The sequence below is a fragment of the Pseudomonas sp. SDO55104_S430 genome (genome assembly GCF_054070595.1).
Genome location: NZ_JBSVXG010000100.1, coordinates 1 through 21,089, shown reverse-complemented (window position 1 = coordinate 21,089; position 21,089 = coordinate 1). Strand labels below are relative to the sequence as shown.

The window sequence follows — 21,089 nt, the reverse complement described above, 5'->3', positions numbered from 1 at the left end:
CAGTTTTGTCTGACATACCGCATTCGCGAGCAAGCCCGCTCCCACAGGTTCGTGTGGATTTTCAAGCTAACTGGAACGCCAACTAAACTACCCACCACCGGCCGTGGTCACTGAAAGAACACTTTCAGAGCGCACACCACCGGCATGGGAAGTTCCTCCGACTTCGCAAGACAATGGTTCACCACCCGCGACTGGAAGCCGTTCGCCTTTCAGAAACAGGTGTGGACCGCCGTCAAGAACGGGCAATCCGGATTGCTGCACGCCAGCACCGGCGCCGGTAAAACCTACGCCGTCTGGTTCGCCGCGCTCAATCGCTTCGCCCGCATCCCGCCTCCCGTTGATACCCCGCGCAAACGCAAACCGCTCGCCGAACCGCTGACCGTGTTGTGGATAACTCCCATGCGAGCCCTGGCAGCCGATACGGCTCGCGCGCTGCAAACGCCCCTGACCGATTTACAGATCCCGTGGACTGTCGGCCTGCGCACCGGTGACACCAGCAGCAGCGAACGCGCGCGGCAGAGCCGGCGCTTGCCGACCACCCTGATCACCACCCCGGAAAGCCTAACCCTGATGCTCGCCCGGGCCGACGCCGAAACCGCGCTCGCGACCTTGCGCATGGTGGTGGTCGATGAGTGGCACGAACTGCTGGGCAACAAGCGCGGCGTGCAGCTGCAACTGGCGTTGGCGCGTTTACGTCGCTGGCAGCCGCAGCTCATCGTCTGGGGCGTTTCCGCGACCCTGGGTAATCAATCCCACGCCGAACAGGTGCTGATTCCACAAGGAGGCGGCATCAGCGTTCAAGGTCAAACCAGCAAAACGTTGCAGATCGACACGCTGCTCCCACCTGCCATCGAACGCTTTCCATGGGCCGGGCATATCGGCCTGAAGATGTTGCCGCAGGTGGTCGCGGAACTCGAGTCCAGCGCCAGCAGCCTGGTATTCACCAACACCCGCGCCCAATCCGAGATCTGGTATCAAGCCTTGCTCGAAGCCCGCCCGGACTGGGCCGGGCTGATTGCCTTGCACCACAGTTCGTTATCCCGCGATACCCGCGACTGGGTCGAACGCGCACTCAAGGATGGACAACTCAAGGCGGTGGTCTGCACCTCCAGCCTGGATCTGGGTGTGGACTTTCTGCCCGTGGAGCGGGTGCTGCAGATCGGTTCGGCCAAGGGCGTGGCGCGCCTGATGCAGCGCGCGGGGCGTTCCGGTCACGCGCCAGGACGGGTGTCGCGGGTCACGCTGGTGCCGACTCACAGCCTGGAACTGGTAGAGGCAGCCGCGGCACGGGACGCGGTGGCGCAAGGCCGGATCGAACCGCGCCTGTCGCCGGTCAAGCCACTGGATGTGCTGGTGCAGCACCTGGTCAGCATCGCTTTGGGAGGCGGATTTTTGCCCGATGAGTTGTACGAAGAAGTGCGCGGCGCCTGGGCCTATCGTGACTTGAACCGGGCCGAATGGGCGTGGGCGCTGGCTTTCGTACGCCATGGCGGGCTTTCTCTGACGGCCTATCCGGATTACCGCCGGGTCGAACCGGATGATCAGGGCGTGTGGCGGGTGCCTGATGCGCGACTGGCGCGTCGACACCGCATGAGCATCGGCACCATCGTCAGTGACGCGAGTATTCATCTGAAATTCTGGAGCAAGGGCGGCGGTGGCAAACAGCTTGGTAGCGTCGAGGAAGGCTTTATCGCACGCCTCAAACCCGGTGATGGTTTCCTGTTCGCCGGGCGTTTGCTGGAGTTGGTGAGAGTGGAAAACATGACCGCCTACGTCAAACGCAGCACCGTGAAGAAAGCCGCGGTGCCGCGCTGGAACGGCGGGCGCATGCCCTTGTCCAGCGAACTGGCGGATGCGGTGGTCGCACGCTTTTCGGCGGCGGCACAGGGCACGTTCGAGGGTTCGGAAATGCGCGCGGTGCGGCCGTTGCTGGAGGTGCAACAGCGCTGGTCCGGGCTGCCGACCGAGCACAGTTTGCTGGCCGAAACCCTGAAGTCCCGCGAGGGCTGGCACTTGTTCCTTTATCCCTTCGCCGGACGCCAGGTGCATCTGGGGCTGGCCAGTCTGCTGGCGTGGCGAGTCAGTCAGCGCCAGCCCGTGACCTTCTCGATCGCGGTCAACGATTACGGTCTGGAATTGCTCAGCGCCACACCCGTCGACTGGGTCCGGGAGCTCGATAGCGCGTTGCTCAGTCCCGAGCACCTGTTAAATGACGTATTGGCCAGCCTGAATGCAGGCGAGCTGGCCTTGCGCCGATTCAGGGAAATCGCCCGGATTGCCGGTCTGGTCTTCGCCGGCTACCCCGGCGCGCCAAAAAGCACGCGTCAGGTCCAGGCCTCCAGCGGGTTGTTCTTCGAGGTGTTCAAACAATACGACGCAGGCAACCTGCTACTGGCCCAGGCCGGGGAAGAAGTGCTGGCTCAGGAGCTTGATATCCGCCGTCTGGAACAGTCGCTGGAGCGAATCAACCGGATGAGCCTGGACCTGCACCCGATCAAACGTCCAACGCCCCTCGGTTTTCCGCTGTTGGTGGAACGCATGCGCGAAAGCATGAGCTCGGAAAAACTCGCCGATCGCATCAGACGCATGGTCAGCGATCTGGAGAAAACCGCCGAAACCGGGAAGGAATGATGAGTACGCCCTACCCCATAAGTCTGGCGGGAGAAACCCTCTGGTTATTGCCGGAAAAAGCCATTTACTGGCCGGCGCAGCAGGCGCTGTTGGTGGCGGATGTGCATTTCGGCAAGGCGGCGGCTTATCGAAGCCTTGGCCAGCCCGTCCCTCGGGGCACCACGACCCACAACATTGCCGTGCTCGATACCGTATTGAAGGTCTTGCCCTGTCGGCAGCTGATCTTCCTGGGGGACTTTCTCCATGGTCCGGGCTCCCATGCTTCAGCAACGCTCGATGCCCTTGCGTCATGGCGTGCGCGGCATGCTGATCTGTCCATGACGCTGATCCGCGGCAATCACGACAAGCGTGCGGGCGATCCACCCGCAGCCCTGAACATTGGCGTGGTGTCCGAGCCAATGTTGCTGGGGCCGTTCTCCTTGCAGCACGAGCCAGATCCGCATGCGGACAGGCATGTGCTGGCCGGGCATGTGCATCCGATTTATCGGCTGCATGGCAAAGGGCGGCAAAGCTTGCGGCTGGCTTGTTTCAAGATTGGCGAGAGGGTGAGCCTGCTGCCGGCGTTCGGGGCGTTTACCGGGGGGTATCAGGTTGAGCGCGATGACAGCTGTCGGATCTTCGTCATCGGCGACAACGAAATCTGGCCAGTTAACCTGTAGGATCGAGCTTGCTCGCGATGGATGACCAAACACCGCGGGGCATCAGGTTGCCAGCGTCATCGTTGACGAGCATCGCGAGCAAGCTCGGCTCCTACAGGTACAGGAAATCACGCAACGGGCGCGGGCGGAGGCTCGTCCGGCAGCATCGGCTCACCGGGCTCGGTGGGTTGTTCATTGGGGGTATCGGGATCAGGCTGGCCTGGAATGCCGCCTGCCATGCTGATCGGCGGGTGTGCCAACAAGGACCAGGCCAAAACGCCAACCTGATTGGGCTCGAGCCTTGCCAGTTCGGCACTTATTCGCGGGTCGATCTTCATAATGCACTCCTGAGCAATGGCCCGATCCGCCTTGCGCGGTTCGGGCAGTACACTCCATAGAGTGTACGCTCGCTCAGGAATTCCCCTGATTTGTCAGACGGCTGACTCAGGTCCGCGGCAGGGTCACGCCGCGCTGGCCCTGATACTTGCCACCACGATCCTTATAGGACACTTCGCACTCTTCGTCGGATTCGAGGAACAGCATCTGCGCCACGCCTTCGTTGGCGTAGATTTTCGCCGGCAGGTTGGTGGTGTTGGAGAATTCCAGGGTCACGTGGCCTTCCCACTCCGGCTCCAGCGGGGTCACGTTGACGATAATGCCGCAACGGGCATAGGTGCTCTTGCCCAGGCAGATGGTCAGGACATTGCGCGGGATGCGGAAGTATTCGACGGTGCTGGCCAGCGCAAAAGAGTTCGGCGGGATGATGCAGACATCGCTTTCGATGTCGACGAAGCTGCCGGCGTCGAAGTTCTTCGGGTCGACGATGGCCGAATTGATGTTGGTGAACACCTTGAATTTATTGGTGCAACGCACATCGTAGCCATAGCTGGACACGCCGAAGGAAATCACCCGGCTGTCGCTTTCGCCACGCACCTGGCGCTCGACGAAAGGCTCGATCATGTTGTGTTCCTGCGCCATGCGGCGAATCCACTTGTCCGATTTGATGCTCATGGCGGTGTCCTGAAATAGCGAGGTGGAAAAATCTGTCCGGCATCTTACCGGGGAGCGCCTTGCGGTTCAAAGCGCCGGGCACAATTCTCGACGATCACCCCCGATTAACGGACCTTCGAAACAATAGGGCGCACCGTCGATCATGAAAACCGAGAAACCTTCGCAAGAAGCATTGGCACCTTTGGGAAAAACGGTTAAGGTGGCGCCACTGTGTTGCTTGTGTCACTGAGAATCTCTACACGATATGTTGAATTTCGATCCAACCATCTACAAGAATTTTTCCTGCTCTTTGCACTCAGTCTCGGCCAGGGTTCTTCCTGAGTCGCAGTTATCTTTGTTCAAGGAGTTACACCATGTCTAATCGCCAAACCGGTACCGTTAAGTGGTTCAACGATGAAAAAGGCTTCGGCTTCATCACTCCACAATCCGGTGACGACCTGTTCGTTCACTTCAAAGCTATCCAATCCGACGGCTTCAAAAGCCTGAAAGAAGGCCAACAGGTTTCTTTCATCGCTACTCGCGGTCAGAAAGGCATGCAAGCTGAAGAAGTACAAGTTATCTAACTTGTCCTTGCTTTAGTAAAAAGCCCCGCCCTCAACAGCGGGGCTTTTTTGTGCCTGTCGGTTTTCCACAGGCAAAAAAAATCGCAGCCCCGGTAGCCCCGCAGGAGCTGCCGAAGACTGCGATTTTTTGCCTTGTTACCAGGTCACGCCGAACCCTGCGGTGTACCGGGTCTTGTCCAGATCAGCGTCGTTGGTACCGTCGATGATGTCGCGCTCGGCCTTGAGGTTGAGCGAAGCCCAGTCGGTGACCTTGTAACGCAGCCCCATCTCGGCATCCAGCGCATACTCGGCCACGCCCGACAGCGGCTTGCCCACTTCACCATTGGTGAAGAACTCAACCTTCTTGCCAATCAGGTAGCGGTTGTAGTCCCACTTCATCGCCACCGAATAGAAGTTTTCCTTGCTGCCGTCCGCGAACTCGTAGTCTGTGCGGTTGACCAGCGAACCCAGGGAGAACGCACCCAGTTCGTCATCCCAGAACTGGTAGCCAGGACCGGTACCGACGGTGCGCTGGCGGGACAGGTCTTCCACCTTGTCGCGCTTGTAAACCAGTCGACCCTGCCAGAACCATTTTTCCGTCAGGAAGCGGTCGAGGGAATACTCGGCCCGCCAGTTGTCAGTGGTGACCACGTCATCCTGGAACTCGCGGTTGTACTCGCCTTCGGCGGTGTGTCGCCAGCGACCGTGACGCGCGGTGGTCTTGAAGTCGATGTCGTAATCGTCGGTGTCCTTGTCGGCACGCTGGTAATCGAGGGCCGCATCGATATTGCCCTTCCACACCAGATCCTCGACCACAGGTTTGGGCTTGAGGATCTGCTGGACGCTGGCCAGCTCCACGGTCTTCGGCGCATCGCCGTTGGCCAGGGTCACCTTGCCGTCTTCGGCGGCGTGCAGCGACTTCGCCTTTTCACCGGTATAGGCATCCTGCTTGACCAGCAACTCCTGATCGCTTTCCAGAGTCTTGACCTGTTTCCAGTCGATCGGGACCGCACCGGCGTATTCGGTCTGGACCAGCAACTTGCCACCGTCGAACAGGATGATCTTGCCGCTCAGCTTGTCACCGTTCTTCAACCAGACGGTGTCGGCGAGCACGGGAGTGGATGCACTGATAACAGCGAGGCACAGCAGGGTTCTGGAGAACATAAGCAACAACGAACTCGGGTTTGCGAAAAAAAGTCAGCATTATCCGGGAAATAACGCCCTGGTTAGGACTGACCCGACTATTTCTATTGAGTTCATTTCTCATCTCGTCATCCACGATTTACTCTACAGACGGTACTGCGATTTTTTTCAGGATTATCCGGACGTGAAACAACCCACCGCTGAAGCCGAGAGCGAGGCACAAATCCGACGCACGGCGCTCTACCTGACCCTCGCGCAAGTCCCCGAGGGCAAGGTGGTGAGCTATGGTCAGTTGGCCGAGCTTGCAGGCCTGGGCCGCGCTGCCCGCTGGGTGGGCCGGACATTGAGCCAACTGCCCGGCGACAGCAAATTGCCCTGGCACCGGGTGCTGGGTGCCGGTGGACGCATCAGCCTGCCCGTGGGCAGTCCGTCCGGGGATGAACAACGCGCTCGATTGCGCATGGAGGGCATCAGTATCCTGAATAATCGTGTTGATATTCGGCGCCATGGGTGGCGCCCGGTAGAGCACAGCGGTTAGAGTGCGCGCTTTGTTTTCGTATTTCTTGAGGCAGACTCCAGCCCATGCCCCGTAAAACCTGGCGCGCCGCGCTCGCTGCCTATGCCAGCCCCTCGACGCTTGTACTGCTGCTGCTGGGTTTCGCCGCCGGCTTGCCCTACATGCTGGTGTTCTCGACGCTTTCGGTCTGGTTGCGCGAAGCCGGTGTGGCTCGCGAAACCATCGGCTATGCAAGCCTGATCGGCCTGGCCTATGCCTTCAAATGGGTCTGGTCACCGCTGCTCGACCAATGGCGCCTGCCGCTGCTCGGCAAGCTGGGACGACGACGTTCGTGGCTGGTGCTGTCCCAGAGTCTGGTGATCCTCGGCCTGATCGGCATGGGCTTCTGTGACCCGCAAAAACATCTCTCCTGGCTGATCGCCATCGCGGTGATCGTCGCTTTCGCCTCGGCAACTCAAGACATCGCGGTGGACGCCTACCGCCTGGAAATCGCCGAAGACAATCGTCAGGCGGCCTTGGCGGCCAGCTACATGTCCGGCTATCGAATCGCAGCGCTGCTGGCCACTGCCGGCGCCCTGTATTTCGCCGAAGGCTTCGGCTCCACCGGCTTCAACTATCAGCATTCCGCCTGGGCCGGCACATACATACTGTTCGGCGTGCTGATGATTCCGGCACTGCTGACCAGCCTGTTCATGCGCGAGCCTCCAGTGCCGCTGCGCACTCAGCTGCAGGCCGGGCGCTACACTTTCGTCCATCAACTGGCTTCGGTTTTCGTCCTGATCGTGCTGCTGGTGTCCGTGCCGGCAATGTTCACCCAGCTCTACAACACCGATTTCGCCAGCGTGCTGTTCGAAGGCGTGAGCCTGCTCGACCTGCTGCTTCAGGACCGTGCCTTTCTGCGTGCGATCCTCTACATCACCCTTACCGCCCTGTGCCTGTCGTCCATGGGGCGCCGCGGCCTCGCGCCGGTGCTGACACCGGTCAACGACTTCATCCTGCGTTACCGCTGGCAAGCCCTGCTGCTGCTCGGACTGATCGCGACCTACCGGATGTCCGACACGGTGATGGGCGTGATGGCCAACGTGTTCTACATCGACCAGGGCTTCACCAAGGACCAGATCGCCAGCGTCAGCAAAATCTTCGGGCTGATCATGACCCTGGTCGGCGCCGGCATGGGCGGCCTGCTGATCGTGCGCTTCGGCATCCTGCCGATCCTGTTCATCGGCGGCGTCGCGTCTGCCAGCACCAACATCCTGTTCCTGATGCTGGCCGATATGGGCCCCAACCTGCAGATGCTGATCCTCACCATTTCCCTGGACAACTTCAGTTCGGGCCTGGCGACATCTGCGTTCGTGGCGTACCTGTCGAGCCTGACCAACCTCAAGTTCTCCGCCACCCAATACGCCCTGCTCAGTTCGATCATGCTCCTGCTGCCGCGCCTGATCGGCGGCTATTCAGGCGTCATGGTGGAAAAATTCGGTTACCACCAGTTCTTCCTGATCACCGCGCTGCTGGGTGTTCCCACCCTGGTTCTGATCGCCTTGCACTGGTTCCAGGAGAGCCGCCGCGAAGGTCCGAAACCGACGCCGGAGCCCGTTCCCGGTCAGGTTGCGGAAGAATCGTAGGAAATATCTGCAGGAAAATCAGCGAGGGCGCCGGGATTTATGCCCTCTGCACACCACCGACCGCACGCCTGTACGACAGCGGATCTCGCCCGTACAATGCTCCGTCATTTCTCGTCATCAGCTATCGATAACGGCCAACCATGCGTACCAGTCAATTTTTGCTCGCAACACAAAAAGAAACGCCTTCCGACGCGGTCGTGATCAGCCATCAGCTGATGCTGCGCGCCGGCATGATCCGCAAACTCGCCTCGGGCCTGTACACCTGGCTGCCGATGGGCTTGCGAGTGATGCGCAAGGTCGAAGCCGTCGTCCGCGAAGAAATGAACGCCGCCGGCGCCCTGGAAGTGTTGATGCCGAGCGCCCAACCGGCCGAGTTGTGGCAGGAATCGGGACGCTGGGAAGACTACGGCCCAGAGCTGCTGCGCTTCAAGGATCGTCATGACCGCCCTTTCTGTGCAGGTCCGACCCACGAAGAAGTCATCACCGATCTGATGCGCAATGAGCTGAGCAGCTACAAGCAGCTGCCGATCAACCTGTACCAGATCCAGACCAAATTCCGTGATGAAATCCGCCCACGCTTCGGCCTGATGCGCGGGCGCGAATTCATCATGAAGGACGCCTATTCGTTTCACGCCGACCAGGCATCGCTGCAGGTCACCTACGATCGCATGCACCAGGCCTACTGCAACGTATTCACCCGCCTGGGCCTGAATTTCCGTCCGGTCGAAGCCGACAACGGCTCCATCGGTGGCGCCGGCTCCCATGAATTCCACGTACTGGCCGAATCCGGCGAAGACGACATCGTCTTCAGCAACGGTTCCGACTACGCGGCAAACATCGAGAAAGCCGAAGCCGTGCCACGGGAAACCTCCCGTCCTGCACCGTCTGAAGAGCTGCGTCTGGTAGACACTCCAGAGACCAAGACCATTGCCGCGCTGGTGGAAAAATTCAATCTGCCGATTGAAAAGACCATCAAGACGCTGATCGTGCACGCCGAAGAAGAAGGCAAGCTGATTGCCCTGATCATCCGCGGCGACCACGAACTCAACGAAATCAAGGCCGCCAACCAGCCTGGCGTCGCCAGCCCGCTGGTCATGGCCAGCGATGCCGAACTGCGCGACGCCATCGGCGCCGGCGCCGGTTCCCTCGGCCCGCTGAACCTGCCACTGCCAATCATCATCGACCGTTCGGTCGAGCTGATGAGCGACTTCGGCATCGGTGCCAACATCGACGACAAGCACTACTTCGGCGTGAACTGGGAGCGTGACCTGCCGGTGCCGACCGTTGCCGACTTGCGCAACGTGGTCAGCGGCGACCCAAGCCCGGACGGCAAGGGCACCCTGGAAATCAAACGCGGTATCGAAGTCGGCCACATCTTCCAGCTGGGCAACAAGTACAGCAAGGCGATGAAGTGCGAAGTGCTGGGCGAGAACGGCAAGCCGGTCACCCTGGAAATGGGCTGCTACGGTATCGGCGTTTCCCGCGTGGTTGCAGCCGCCATCGAGCAGAACAGCGACGACAAGGGCATCATCTGGAGCGACACCCTGGCGCCATTCCAGATTGCTCTGGTGCCACTGCGCTATGAAACCGAGCAGGTTCGCGAAGCCACCGACAAGCTGTACGCGGAACTGACCGCTGCCGGCTTTGAAGTGCTGCTGGACGATCGCGACAAGAAAACCAGCCCGGGCATCAAGTTCGCAGACATGGAACTGATCGGCATTCCGCACCGGATCGTGGTCAGCGACCGCGGCCTGGCCGAAGGCAACCTGGAATACAAGAGCCGTACCGAGGCCGAGCCGCAAGCGCTGCCGGTCGCCGACGTACTGTCGTTCCTTCAGGCTCGTATCCGCCGCTGAATCCAGATAGAGACGTCATGTTCAAGCGAAACACCTTAGGCCTCGGTGGTGCCGCCCTGTGCGGCACCCTGCTGGTCAGCGGCTGTGCCAACCACATGTCGCAGCGCAGCGAACACGAGGAACGTGTCGAGCGCAAACTGCTTGATCACAGCCTGCAGATCGATGTCGGCGAGCCCAAGGTGCTTGAGCTGCCGCAACGTCGGGTGAAGATCCACGAGCAGAAGACTTTCGAAGTCACCGAGTTCGAAGTCACGCGCCATTACGATCGCTATACGCCCTACCAACCCTGGCGGGAGATCTACGAGATCCCGCTGGGCGCAGTAGCTGTTGTGGGCGGCGTGGGTGCGAACGTGGTCAACGTTTTCGCCTTCGGCAACCTGCCCGATAGCATGACCAAGGACTGGTTCAACTATGGCTTCGCCGGCCTGAACCCGTTCATGAACGTGCAATCCAACGGTCGCGCCCAGCAGAACCTGGCCGGGATCGATGAGGTTCAGCTCGACAAGCGCACCGAATACTCGAGCCTGCCGTGGAGCGAGCGTCCGGTGGAAGTTAAGGCGGGCAAGGAAACCTTCGAACTGAGCACCGACAAGAATGGCGTGCTGCGCCTGAACCTGCTGGACAGCCCGTTCGCCGAATACGACCTGAACCGTCTGACCAGACTCCAGATCCGCGTCGAGAATCCCACCGATGACGTGCACACCGATTCGTCCCTCGCCGTCAGCAGCACGCTGCGCGGCAAGTTGCTCGAAGCGCACGGGCTGATCTACGACGACCTCGAAGACGATGAAGTGAGCCAGTGGGTACACCGGGTCAAGCGTCTGTCGGAGTTGGGTCTGGAAGAAGAAGCTGTCGAACTGGAACAGAGCCTGATCGAACTGACCCGCAACGATCCTGAACTGCAGACCGAGTTCCTCAAGTCCTTGACCAAGGATGCCGGGCGGCTGGTGGCGGATCCGGGACCGCATTAAAACCTGAAAAACATCGCGAGCAGGCTCGCTCCCACAATTGACCGTTTTGTCCCGAACAACGCGGCCTAATGTGGGAGCGAGCCTGCTCGCGATGAATTCAACACAATCTACCGTTCAAACAACTCCATCTGCTCAAACCCGCCCCGCAAATCCTCCAGCCTCACCCCCACCCCCAACAACCGCACCGGCTTGCCGCCACGATTGAACGCCTGGGTCAGCAGCAACTGATAACTGCCCAGATCCCGCCCTGCCCCAGCCTGCTCAAGTGTGGTCTGGGTGAAATCATGAAACTTCACTTTGACGAACGGCTTGCCCGGCCGGTAACTGCTGTCGATCCGCGCCATGCGCCCGGCCAGGGTATCGAGCAACTCGGGAAGCTTGTCCAGGCAACTCTTCAGGTCCGGCAGGTCGGCGTCGTAGGTGTTTTCGACGCTGATCGATTGCCTGCGACTGTCGTTGTGCACCTGCCGCTCGTCGATGCCACGTGCCAGGCTCCAGAGACGCTCGCCAAAGCTGCCGAATTCGCGCACCAGCGCCAATTTGTCCCACTGGCGCAACTGCTCACAATCGGCGATCCCGAGCTTGCCCAACTTGTCGGCGGTGACTTTGCCGACCCCGTGCAGCTTGCTCACGGGCAATCCGCTGACAAAGTCCTCGACCTGATCCGGCGTAATGACGAACAGGCCGTTGGGCTTTCTCCAGTCGCTGGCGATCTTGGCGAGAAACTTGTTCGGCGCCACGCCCGCCGAGACCGTGATGTGCAACTGATTCGACACCCGCCGCCGGATGTCCTGGGCGATGCGCGTTGCGCTGCCGCCGAAATACGCGCTGTCCGACACATCAAGGTAAGCCTCGTCGAGGGAAAGCGGCTCGATGATGTCAGTGTAATCGCGAAAGATCGTATGAATTTCCTTCGACGCTTCTCGGTAGGCATCCATGCGCGGCTTGACGATGGTCAGGTCCGGACACAGCTTCAACGCATGCCCCGAGGACATGGCCGACCGCACGCCATAGGCCCGAGCCTCATAATTGCAGGTCGCAATCACCCCACGGCGATCCGCCGCCCCACCGACCGCCAGTGGTTTCCCGGCCAGTCGCGGGTCGTCGCGCATCTCGATGGCGGCGTAGAAGCAGTCGCAATCCACGTGGATGATTTTTCGCTGGCTCATATCGAAGCGGTATTCAGATGAAGAAAAGGCGATAGGTCGTGTCAGGTCGGCAGTATCTCACTGACACCTGTATATAGCACCAGTAGTCTGAATCTTCTTTAACGACTGTAGGAATAAGCAGCGGGAAAAATTTATTTTCTCAATCGCCCGCGTCCGACTGATAGAGCCGGAGCCCTTGCCCTGTCTGCCTCTCAGGCCGATCTGTCGCCGCTTGAAACAGCTAAGCAATTGAACCAGAACAGGTTTTATCGGCCGTGAAGGTTGACAGCCTGCCAATCCTCTGTAGAATGCCGCCTCACAGACGCGGGATGGAGCAGCCTGGTAGCTCGTCGGGCTCATAACCCGAAGGTCGTCGGTTCAAATCCGGCTCCCGCAACCAAACGTCTGAAAAAGGCCACTCGAAAGAGTGGCCTTTTTTGTGCCCGATGAAAAAGCCCTTTCGCAACAATGATCTGTCACCGTGTCGCAAGCCTTCGCAGGTCACCCGGGCGCCAAGTTCAGACTATGCTGAAATCGCGCCCCGAACACCCGGCGACTAGCGATTCGCCATCGCCGAGACTCGGTGATAGGCGTTAATATTTGTGATTATTTTTTTCCACAGGGATTGGTAACTTGGCTGGATACCTCCATCCTGTCGCGCACAATCCAAGAGGTGATTGATGCGCGCCAACTCGTCTGACTCTCAAGACACCGCGACAGCGACACAACCGATCAAGGCTGAACGGTTGCGCTTGCTTGATCTCATCAGCAAGTACCGACAGCCCATCGGCCTGGCGGTCACGCTGCTATTGTTCGCCATTGCACTGGTTGCCTGCCGCCACCTGCTGAGCGAACTGGATCTGGATGCACTGCATGACTCGATCCTGGACGTGCCCAAACCCGCCCTCCTCGGCGCACTGGGCGCGACCGTGGCAGGTTTCATCATTCTGCTGGGTTACGAATGGTCGGCCAGCCGCTACGCTGGCGTGACGCTGGCCCCTCGCACGCTCGCGCTGGGCGGCTTCACCGCGTTCGCCATCGGCAATGCCATCGGCCTGTCGATGCTCTCCGGTGGTTCGGTTCGTTACCGCCTGTATGCACGCCATGGCCTTGGTGCAACCGAAGTCGCCCACATGACGCTGTTCGCCAGCCTCTCCCTGGGCTGCGCCCTGCCGCCACTGGCCGCGCTGGCAACCCTGAGCAACCTGTCCGGCGCTTCTGTGGCCCTGGGGCTCTCGGAAACCTTGCTGGGCACAATCGCCGCCGCCGTGTTGTTGCTATCCGCCGTGCTCGCGGTGGGCATCTATCGCCGCCGCCTGCCGGAGCAACCCTATCCCGACAACCTGCTGGTCAAGATCGGCCGGCGCACCTTGCGCCTGCCGGGGCGCCGCCTGACTTTCCTGCAACTGGTGATCACAGCGCTGGACGTCGCTGCCGCCGCCACGGTGCTCTATCTGTTGCTGCCGGAAGCACCGCCGTTCGGCGCCTTCCTCCTGGTTTATCTGCTGGCGCTGGCCGCAGGCGTGCTCAGCCACGTACCGGGCGGTGTCGGGGTGTTCGAAGCGATTCTGCTCGCAGCCTTTTCCGATACCCTGGGCGCCGCACCACTGGCTGCTGCCCTGTTGCTGTATCGCCTGATCTACGTCGTGCTGCCAATGCTGGTGGCGTGCCTGTTGTTGCTGATCAACGAAGGTCAGCGGCTGTTCCAGACGCGCCAGACCCTGCGCGCCGCCTCGGGTCTGGCCGCACCGATCCTAGCCGTACTGGTGTTCCTGTCGGGCGTGGTGTTGCTGTTTTCCGGCGCCACTCCGGAAATCGATACCCGCCTGGAACACATCGGTTTTCTGATCCCCCATCGACTGGTCGATGCCTCGCACTTCGGCGCCAGCCTGATCGGCGTACTGTGCCTGCTGCTCGCCCAGGGCCTGCGTCGCCGACTGTCGGCGGCCTGGATGCTGACCACCATTCTGTTGCTGGTGGGCGCCCTGCTCTCCCTGCTCAAGGGTTTCGACTGGGAAGAAGCCACTCTGATGACCCTCACGGCTGCCTTGCTTGGGGTTTTCCGGACGTCGTTCTATCGCCCCAGCCGCCTGACCGAACTGCCGTTTTCTCCGCTGTATCTGGTGGCCAGCGTTTGCGTACTGGCCGCCTCGATCTGGCTGCTGCTGTTTGCCTATCAGGACGTACCGTACAGCCATCAACTGTGGTGGCAATTCACCCTGGACGCCGACGCCCCACGCGGCCTGCGCTCGCTACTGGGTGCCGCAGTCCTGCTGGTGGTGATATCCCTGACCTGGCTGCTGCGCACAGCACGCCCGGTGATCCATCTGCCGACGCCCGACGAACTGGAGCGCGCGCACAAGATCCTCATGGCTTCGGCACAACCCGATGGCGGCCTGGCGCTGACCGGTGACAAGGCACTGCTGTTTCACCCCAACGACGAGGCGTTCCTGATGTACGCCCGCCGTGGCCGCAGCCTCGTGGCACTGTATGACCCGATCGGTCCGGGCCAGCAGCGGGCCGAGATGATCTGGCAGTTCCGTGACCTGTGCGACATCCACCACGCGCGCCCGGTGTTCTATCAGGTCCGCGCCGAGAACCTGCCTTATTACATGGACATCGGCCTGACCGCGATCAAGCTCGGCGAAGAGGCCCGTGTCGATCTGCAGCGTTTCGATCTCGAGGCCAAGGGCAAGGAGATGAAGGACCTGCGTTACACCTGGAACCGTGGCACCCGCGATGGCCTGTCGTTGGAGATCCATGAGCCGGGACAGGCGCCGATGGATGAGCTCAAGGTGATTTCCGACGCCTGGCTGACCGGCAAGAACGTGCGCGAGAAAGGCTTCTCCCTCGGTAGATTCAGCGATGACTACCTCAAGTATTTCCGCATTGCGGTGATTCGTTTCGAAGGGCGCCCGGTGGCGTTCGCCAACCTACTCGAGACCTACGGCCATGATCTGGCCAGCCTCGATCTGATGCGCGCGCACCCGGACGCCCCCAAGCTGACCATGGAGTTCATGATGGTCGGCCTGATCCAACACTATAAGAGTCACGGATACGCGCGCTTCAGTCTGGGCATGGTGCCACTGTCGGGGTTGCAACCCCGCCGCGGTGCGCCACTGACCCAGCGCCTGGGCTCGATGGTTTTCCGCCGTGGTGAGCAGCTCTACAACTTCCAAGGCTTGCGCCGCTTCAAAGACAAATTCCAGCCTGACTGGGAACCCCGTTATATGGCCGTGCCCGCCGGACTCGATCCGCTGGTTGCGCTGGCCGACACTGCTGCCCTGATCGCGGGCGGCTTGACTGGATTGGTGAAACGCTGATGATTCAACGCTCCTTGCGCTACATACTCGGCACGCTGATTGTGCTGGCCGTGATTCTCGGTGGTGGCTACTGGTACCTGAAGCGCCCGGCTCCGGAGCCGACCCTCGAACAACTGACCCCGACCGATGGCCCGGCGATGACCCGTGTCATCCCGGGCAATACGCCACGCGCCCAGGTACTGGTGGCGGTCAACGAAGACCAGAAACTCAGCGACAAGCAATTGCTGACCCTGAGCCGCAGTGCCTCCGCCCAGATTGTTCAGGTGATCCTGCCCAAGGATTGCCTGCTGCAAAGCCGCGCGCTGCAAACCGGCCTGCGTGAACTCAAGGGTCCGGCGACCCTGGTCAGCGGTATCGGCCCCGGCGCCGTGCTGGCATGGCGCTGGTTGTCCGAGCAGAAGAACGACAAGGCCCAGGCGGTTTCGGTGGACCTGGCCCTGGAGAAACCCGGCTGCACTCACTTGCTGCCGAAAAGCGCCGCCCACGGTCACTGGCTGGTGGCGTGGAACGACAACCCGGACGACACCAGTGCCGGCTTCGTACGTGACCAGCCGAACGCCGAAACCAGCATCAGCGACTACGACATCAACCTGCCGCAAGTGCTGAACAACGAACTGCGCAAAATCCTCGTCGGTGGCGACAAGGCTGCCGGCGGCCTGCAAATCCCGGTGGTCGAAGTCCCGGCCGGGCAAGCGAAAGACACCGTGACCCTGTTCCTGTCCGGCGACGGCGGCTGGCGCGACCTGGACCGCGATGTGGCAGGCGAGATGGCCAAGATCGGCTATCCGGTGGTCGGCATCGACACCTTGCGCTACTACTGGCAGCACAAGAGTCCCGAGCAAAGTGCCCTGGACCTGACCGAACTGATGCAGCACTACCGGCAGAAATGGGGCACCAAGCGCTTCATCCTGACCGGCTACTCGTTCGGCGCCGACGTTCTGCCAGCCATCTACAACCGCCTGCCCGAGTCCGAGCAACAAAGGGTCGACGCAATCATCCTGCTGGCCTTCGCCCGCACCGGCAGCTTCGAAATCGAAGTCGAAGGCTGGCTCGGCAACGCCGGCAAAGAAGCCGCCACCGGCCCGGAAATGGCCAAGCTGCCACCGGCCAAAGTGGTGTGCATCTTCGGCGAAGAGGAAATCGACGAAAGCGGCTGCACCGACAAGACCGCCGTAGGCGAAACCATGAAACTGCCCGGCGGCCACCACTTCGACGAAAACTACCCGGCCCTGGCCAAGCGCCTGGTGGACGTGATCGAAAAGCGTCAGGCCCAGGAAACCGAGGCTCAGGAATAATCTGAAGCCCGACAAAAAAGCCCCCGTAACCTTTGGGTTACGGGGGCTTTTTCTTTCATCCGAAGGATAAATCTCTTGTGGGAGCGAGCCTGCTCGCGATGGTCGTCGGCGATAACGCTGGAGGCCTGTTGCCCAGCGGCGCACTTGCGTCCATCGCGAGCATGCTCGCTCCTACAGAGACCGCGTTACATCTCTACCTGCGTCCCCAACTCAATCACCCGGTTCAACGGCAGATTGAAGAAGCGCAGATTGCCGTTGGCGTTCTGCAACATGAAGGCGAACAGGGCTTCGCGCCAGCGGGACATGCCGACCAGTTTGGAGGCGATGACCGTTTCGCGGCTGAGGAAGTAGGTGGTGCGCATCGGGCTGAAGTCCAGCTCGGCCAGATGGCAGAGCTTCAGCGCCTGTGGCACGTCCGGTTCGTCGGTGAAGCCGAAATGCAGGATCACCCGGAAGAACCCTTCGCCGTAGGCTTCGACTTCGAAGCGCCGGTTCGTCGGCACCCGCGGAATGTCTTCATAAACCACGGTCAGCAGCACCACTTGCTCGTGCAACACCTGGTTGTGCAGCAGGTTGTGTAACAAGGCGTGGGGTACGGCATCTGGCCGCGCGGTGAGGAACACGGCGGTGCCCTGCACGCGATGCGGTGGCTGTACGGCGATGCTGCTGATGAAGATATCCAGCGGTAGCCCGCCCTCATCGATACGGTCCACCAGTAACTGCTTGCCGCGCTTCCAGGTGGTCATCAGCACGAACAGCGCGAGGCCGGCGATCACCGGGAACGCACCACCCTGAACGATTTTCGGCACGTTGGCGGCGAAGTACACGCCGTCCACCAGCAGGAACCCGAGGCAGATCGGCACCGCAAGCACCGGCGGCCACTTCCACAGCAGCAGCATCACCGCCGACACCAGAACGCTGGTCATCAGCATGGTCCCGGTCACCGCCACGCCGTAGGCCGAGGCCAGGGCATTGGACGATTCGAAACCCAGCACCAGCAGCACCACGCCGACCATCAGCGACCAGTTCACCGCACCGATGTAGATCTGGCCCTGCTCGGCGCTGGAGGTGTGCTGGATGTGCATGCGCGGGATATAACCGAGCTGGATCGCCTGGCGAGTCAGGGAGAAGGCCCCGGAAATCACGGCTTGGGAAGCAATGACGGTGGCCATGGTCGACAGCGCCACCAGCGGAATCAACGCCCAGTTCGGCGCCAGCAGATAAAACGGGTTACGTGCGGCTTCCGGATCACCCAGCAGCAACGCGCCCTGACCGAAGTAGTTCAGCACCAGCGCCGGCAGCACCAGGATGAACCAGGCCCGAGCGATCGGCTTGCGGCCGAAGTGGCCCATGTCGGCGTACAGCGCTTCGGCACCGGTCAAGGCCAGCACCACGGCACCGAGGATCGCCACACCCATGCCCGGGTGCACAATGAAGAAACGCACGCCCCACACCGGGTTCACCGCTTGCAGCACTTCCGGGTGCTGCATGATGCCGTAAACACCCAGGGCGCCGAGCACCACGAACCAGGTGACCATGATCGGCCCGAACAGAATGCCGATGCGCGCGGTGCCGTGGCGCTGAATCAGAAAGAGCCCGACCAGCACCACCAGCGACAGCGGCACCACCCAGTGATCGATGCCATCGAACGCCAGCCCCAGGCCCTCGATGGCCGACAGAACGGAAATCGCCGGGGTGATCATGCTGTCGCCATAGAACAGCGCCGCGCCAATCAGCCCGCACACCACCAGAAGCGTGCGCAGCTTCGCGTGCCCTGCCGCCGCCCGCCGTGCCAGCGCGGTCAGGGCCATGATCCCGCCTTCGCCCTGGTTGTCGGCGCGCAGCACGAACATCATGTATTTGATTGATACGACCCAGATAAGCGACCAGAAAATCAGCGCCAGAATGCCCAACACGCCGTCGTGGTTGACCGGCACGCCATAGCCGCCGGAAAACACTTCTTTGAGGGTGTACAACGGGCTCGTGCCGATATCGCCATAAACCACCCCGACCGCCGCCACCAGCATCCCGATCGGATTTACCGTCGAATGCCCCGCGCCCGCCGCGTGACTACTTGCCTGACCCATCCAACACTCCTGATTCCCAGACCGGCTTCTTCGAACGAAGCACTAAGCTTTGTAATGCAGCATGGGTTGTTTTACCTCTTGTTACAGACGTTTTGTTGACTGTAAAAAAAAGGTAAAGCCCAACGGCGCGAAGCATAGCGCAGCACTCGTCGTCTTTCCCTGCATAAAGCTGGTCAAGTGAACGTCTCATCGATAGAATTGCGCACTTTTTGATCAGAGGCGCAAAAAAGCGTCCGTCTGTCGCCTTGCCCCTGTTGGCTTGAGGCGTCCCAAAATACCGAGGTTAGACATGTCCACCACTCCTGCGCCGGCCAATCCGAAAGTTGGCTTCGTATCCCTGGGTTGCCCCAAAGCACTGGTCGACTCCGAGCGCATCCTGACTCAGCTGCGCATGGAAGGTTATGACGTTGTGTCCACCTACCAGGACGCCGATGTCGTGGTGGTCAACACCTGCGGCTTCATCGACTCGGCCAAGGCAGAGTCCCTGGAAGTGATCGGCGAAGCGATCAAGGAAAACGGCAAGGTCATCGTGACCGGCTGCATGGGCGTGGAAGAAGGCAATATCCGCGACGTACACCCGAGCGTGCTGGCCGTGACCGGTCCGCAGCAGTACGAACAAGTGGTCAACGCGGTGCACGAAGTCGTGCCGCCGAAACAGGATCACAACCCGCTGATCGACCTGGTGCCGCCGCAAGGCATCAAGCTGACCCCGCGTCACTACGCTTACCTGAAGATTTCCGAAGGCTGCAACCACAGCTGCAGCTTCTGCATCATCCCGTCGATGCGCGGCAAGTTGGTCAGCCGTCCGGTCGGTGACGTGCTCGACGAGGCCCAGCGCCTGGTCAAGTCCGGCGTCAAGGAACTGCTGGTGATCTCCCAGGACACCAGCGCCTACGGCGTAGACGTGAAGTACCGCACCGGTTTCTGGAACGGCGCGCCGGTGAAAACCCGCATGACCGAACTCTGCGAGGCCCTGAGCACCCTCGGTGTCTGGGTGCGCCTGCACTACGTTTACCCGTACCCGCACGTCGACGAGCTGATCCCGCTGATGGCCGCCGGCAAGATCCTGCCGTACCTGGACATCCCGTTCCAGCACGCCAGCCCGAAAGTGCTGAAGTCGATGAAACGCCCGGCGTTCGAAGACAAGACCCTGGCGCGAATCAAGAACTGGCGCGAAATCTGCCCGGACCTGATCATCCGCTCGACCTTCATCGTCGGCTTCCCTGGCGAAACCGAGGAAGACTTCCAGTACCTGCTGGACTGGCTGACCGAAGCCCAGCTCGACCGCGTCGGCTGCTTCCAGTACTCGCCGGTCGAAGGCGCTCCGGCCAACGATCTGGATCTGGAAGTGGTGCCGGACGACGTCAAGCAGGACCGTTGGGAGCGCTTCATGGCGCACCAGCAGGAAATCAGCTCGGCGCGCCTGCAAATGCGCATCGGCCGTGAAATCGAAGTGCTGGTCGATGAAGTCGACGAGCAAGGCGCGGTCGGCCGCTGCTTCTTCGACGCGCCGGAAATCGACGGCAACGTGTTCATCGACAACGGCAGCAACCTCAAGCCTGGCGACAAGGTCTGGTGCAAGGTGACCGACGCCGACGAATACGACCTCTGGGCCGAACAGATCTAAACGCTGAAATTATGAAAAGCCCCGCTCTTTTGACGAGATGCGGGGCTTTTTTACGGCTATCGTTTGGTGAATGAAGGGATTCTCAAGTTTGTGAACGACGGCAATCGAAACAAGGAGCAGCCGGGAATGCGCCAACATTCGGTCATCCACACGCCGAAACTGAGTGACTACCAGGAATTGACCCGGGTCTGGGAAGCATCGGTGCGCGCCACCCACGACTTTCTGCCGGACAGCTACATCGAGCTGCTGAAGAACCTGGTACTGACCCGCTACCTCGATGCAGTGATGCTGATCTGCACCAAAGACTCGCGCCAGCGCATCACCGGGTTCGCCGGGGTCGCGGCGGGCAAGATTGAAATGCTGTTCATCGACCCTGGGCATCGCGGCCAGGGTTTGGGCAAGCAGCTGTTGCGTTATGCCATGGAACACCTGAACGCCGACGAACTGGACGTCAATGAACAGAACCCGCAGGCGCTGGGGTTCTATTTCAAGCAAGGGTTCGAGGTGATCGGGCGCTCGGAGGTCGATGGCATGGGGCAGCCGTATCCGTTGCTGCACATGCGATATCGCCAGTCCGACCAACTGACGCGCAAGGCCTGACACGACACGGATCAAATGTGGGAGCGGGCTTGCTCGCGAATGCGGAGTGTCATTCAACACATTTGTCGTCTGATC

16 protein-coding genes and 1 tRNA gene are annotated in these 21,089 nt (G+C 60.8%); 12 read left to right on the top strand and 5 right to left on the bottom strand.

Features of this window, described 5'->3' with window-relative positions:
• The first annotated feature begins 144 nt into the window (after positions 1-144).
• Both ACW9JE_RS17895 and pdeM read left to right on the top strand, forming a co-directional pair.
• The gene (locus ACW9JE_RS17895; protein WP_457433480.1) at positions 145-2,631 is read left to right on the top strand and encodes a ligase-associated DNA damage response DEXH box helicase; all 2,487 of its coding nucleotides are present in this window, start codon (positions 145-147) and stop codon (positions 2,629-2,631) included.
• Positions 2,631-3,290, top strand: a complete 660-nt coding sequence (gene pdeM / locus ACW9JE_RS17890; protein ID WP_457433479.1) for a ligase-associated DNA damage response endonuclease PdeM — start codon at positions 2,631-2,633, stop codon at positions 3,288-3,290. The genes ACW9JE_RS17895 and pdeM overlap by 1 nt, the downstream gene beginning before the upstream one ends.
• A gap of 107 nt (positions 3,291-3,397) precedes the next feature.
• Here the strand turns inward: pdeM and ACW9JE_RS17885 are convergent, their stop codons facing one another.
• The gene (locus ACW9JE_RS17885; RefSeq protein ID WP_224533429.1) at positions 3,398-3,607 is read right to left on the bottom strand and encodes a hypothetical protein; all 210 of its coding nucleotides are present in this window, start codon (positions 3,605-3,607) and stop codon (positions 3,398-3,400) included.
• A 106-nt stretch (positions 3,608-3,713) separates the two neighbouring features.
• Positions 3,714-4,280, bottom strand: a complete 567-nt coding sequence (gene dcd, locus ACW9JE_RS17880; RefSeq protein ID WP_192302454.1) for a dCTP deaminase — start codon at positions 4,278-4,280, stop codon at positions 3,714-3,716.
• A 353-nt stretch (positions 4,281-4,633) separates the two neighbouring features.
• On the opposite strand from dcd, the gene ACW9JE_RS17875 reads away from it, so the two are divergent.
• A complete protein-coding gene (locus ACW9JE_RS17875; RefSeq protein WP_002554837.1) occupies positions 4,634-4,843 on the top strand; it encodes a cold-shock protein in 210 nt (69 codons plus the stop codon).
• Positions 4,844-4,978: 135 nt separating this feature from the next.
• On the opposite strand, the gene ACW9JE_RS17870 is transcribed toward ACW9JE_RS17875, so the two are convergent.
• Entirely contained in the window at positions 4,979-5,986 is a 1,008-nt protein-coding gene (locus tag ACW9JE_RS17870) for a DUF481 domain-containing protein (RefSeq protein WP_224533428.1), read from the bottom strand.
• Between the two features lie 163 nt (positions 5,987-6,149).
• Between ACW9JE_RS17870 and ACW9JE_RS17865 the strand changes: the two genes are divergently transcribed.
• The 4 genes from ACW9JE_RS17865 to ACW9JE_RS17850 all read left to right on the top strand — a co-directional run bounded on the left by ACW9JE_RS17865 (position 6,150) and on the right by ACW9JE_RS17850 (position 10,934).
• A complete protein-coding gene (locus tag ACW9JE_RS17865) occupies positions 6,150-6,503 on the top strand; it encodes an MGMT family protein (protein ID WP_224533427.1) in 354 nt (117 codons plus the stop codon).
• A gap of 44 nt (positions 6,504-6,547) precedes the next feature.
• Positions 6,548-8,107, top strand: coding sequence for an AmpG family muropeptide MFS transporter (locus tag ACW9JE_RS17860; RefSeq protein WP_224533426.1), 1,560 nt, complete (start codon positions 6,548-6,550; stop codon positions 8,105-8,107).
• A 140-nt stretch (positions 8,108-8,247) separates the two neighbouring features.
• Complete coding sequence (locus tag ACW9JE_RS17855; protein WP_457433478.1) at positions 8,248-9,963, top strand: proline--tRNA ligase; 1,716 nt, start codon at positions 8,248-8,250, stop codon at positions 9,961-9,963.
• A 17-nt stretch (positions 9,964-9,980) separates the two neighbouring features.
• Positions 9,981-10,934 (top strand): hypothetical protein, encoded by a 954-nt coding sequence (locus ACW9JE_RS17850; RefSeq protein WP_224533424.1) that lies wholly within the window; start codon positions 9,981-9,983, stop codon positions 10,932-10,934.
• 107 nt (positions 10,935-11,041) lie between these two features.
• On the opposite strand, the gene dinB is transcribed toward ACW9JE_RS17850, so the two are convergent.
• Positions 11,042-12,103 carry a DNA polymerase IV gene (gene dinB / locus ACW9JE_RS17845; RefSeq protein ID WP_457433477.1) on the bottom strand — a complete coding sequence of 354 codons (1,062 nt, stop codon included), beginning with the start codon at positions 12,101-12,103 and terminating at the stop codon, positions 11,042-11,044.
• 302 nt (positions 12,104-12,405) lie between these two features.
• Here dinB and ACW9JE_RS17840 point away from each other — a divergent pair.
• From ACW9JE_RS17840 to ACW9JE_RS17830, 3 genes are all read left to right on the top strand, one after another.
• A tRNA-Met gene (locus ACW9JE_RS17840) sits at positions 12,406-12,482 on the top strand.
• A gap of 280 nt (positions 12,483-12,762) precedes the next feature.
• Positions 12,763-15,405, top strand: coding sequence for a bifunctional lysylphosphatidylglycerol flippase/synthetase MprF (gene mprF, locus ACW9JE_RS17835; RefSeq protein ID WP_224533422.1), 2,643 nt, complete (start codon positions 12,763-12,765; stop codon positions 15,403-15,405).
• Positions 15,405-16,700: an AcvB/VirJ family lysyl-phosphatidylglycerol hydrolase gene (locus ACW9JE_RS17830; protein ID WP_457433476.1), complete on the top strand. Its 1,296-nt coding sequence runs from the start codon at positions 15,405-15,407 to the stop codon at positions 16,698-16,700. Before mprF ends, ACW9JE_RS17830 begins: the two co-directional genes overlap by 1 nt.
• 185 nt (positions 16,701-16,885) lie before the next feature.
• On the opposite strand, the gene ACW9JE_RS17825 is transcribed toward ACW9JE_RS17830, so the two are convergent.
• Positions 16,886-18,787: a potassium transporter Kup gene (locus tag ACW9JE_RS17825; RefSeq protein ID WP_457433475.1), complete on the bottom strand. Its 1,902-nt coding sequence runs from the start codon at positions 18,785-18,787 to the stop codon at positions 16,886-16,888.
• A 289-nt stretch (positions 18,788-19,076) separates the two neighbouring features.
• On the opposite strand from ACW9JE_RS17825, the gene rimO reads away from it, so the two are divergent.
• A complete protein-coding gene (rimO, locus tag ACW9JE_RS17820) occupies positions 19,077-20,414 on the top strand; it encodes a 30S ribosomal protein S12 methylthiotransferase RimO (RefSeq protein WP_224533419.1) in 1,338 nt (445 codons plus the stop codon).
• Positions 20,415-20,540: 126 nt separating this feature from the next.
• A complete protein-coding gene (locus ACW9JE_RS17815; protein WP_457433474.1) occupies positions 20,541-21,014 on the top strand; it encodes a GNAT family N-acetyltransferase in 474 nt (157 codons plus the stop codon).
• Positions 21,015-21,089 lie beyond the last annotated feature (75 nt).

Excerpts from the sequence above, each read along its gene's own strand:
- ACW9JE_RS17875 (WP_002554837.1), top strand. The coding sequence starts at position 4,634 with ATGTCTAATCGCCAAACCGGTACCGTTAAGTGGTTCAACGATGAAAAA.
- dinB (WP_457433477.1), bottom strand. The coding sequence starts at position 12,103 with ATGAGCCAGCGAAAAATCATCCACGTGGATTGCGACTGCTTCTACGCC.
- ACW9JE_RS17870 (WP_224533428.1), bottom strand. The coding sequence starts at position 5,986 with ATGTTCTCCAGAACCCTGCTGTGCCTCGCTGTTATCAGTGCATCCACT.
- ACW9JE_RS17850 (WP_224533424.1), top strand. The coding sequence starts at position 9,981 with ATGTTCAAGCGAAACACCTTAGGCCTCGGTGGTGCCGCCCTGTGCGGC.
- ACW9JE_RS17885 (WP_224533429.1), bottom strand. The coding sequence starts at position 3,607 with ATGAAGATCGACCCGCGAATAAGTGCCGAACTGGCAAGGCTCGAGCCC.
- ACW9JE_RS17895 (WP_457433480.1), top strand. The coding sequence starts at position 145 with ATGGGAAGTTCCTCCGACTTCGCAAGACAATGGTTCACCACCCGCGAC.
- ACW9JE_RS17855 (WP_457433478.1), top strand. The coding sequence starts at position 8,248 with ATGCGTACCAGTCAATTTTTGCTCGCAACACAAAAAGAAACGCCTTCC.
- ACW9JE_RS17815 (WP_457433474.1), top strand. The coding sequence starts at position 20,541 with ATGCGCCAACATTCGGTCATCCACACGCCGAAACTGAGTGACTACCAG.
- dcd (WP_192302454.1), bottom strand. The coding sequence starts at position 4,280 with ATGAGCATCAAATCGGACAAGTGGATTCGCCGCATGGCGCAGGAACAC.
- ACW9JE_RS17830 (WP_457433476.1), top strand. The coding sequence starts at position 15,405 with ATGATTCAACGCTCCTTGCGCTACATACTCGGCACGCTGATTGTGCTG.
- ACW9JE_RS17825 (WP_457433475.1), bottom strand. The coding sequence starts at position 18,787 with ATGGGTCAGGCAAGTAGTCACGCGGCGGGCGCGGGGCATTCGACGGTA.
- pdeM (WP_457433479.1), top strand. The coding sequence starts at position 2,631 with ATGAGTACGCCCTACCCCATAAGTCTGGCGGGAGAAACCCTCTGGTTA.
- ACW9JE_RS17860 (WP_224533426.1), top strand. The coding sequence starts at position 6,548 with ATGCCCCGTAAAACCTGGCGCGCCGCGCTCGCTGCCTATGCCAGCCCC.
- mprF (WP_224533422.1), top strand. The coding sequence starts at position 12,763 with ATGCGCGCCAACTCGTCTGACTCTCAAGACACCGCGACAGCGACACAA.
- rimO (WP_224533419.1), top strand. The coding sequence starts at position 19,077 with ATGTCCACCACTCCTGCGCCGGCCAATCCGAAAGTTGGCTTCGTATCC.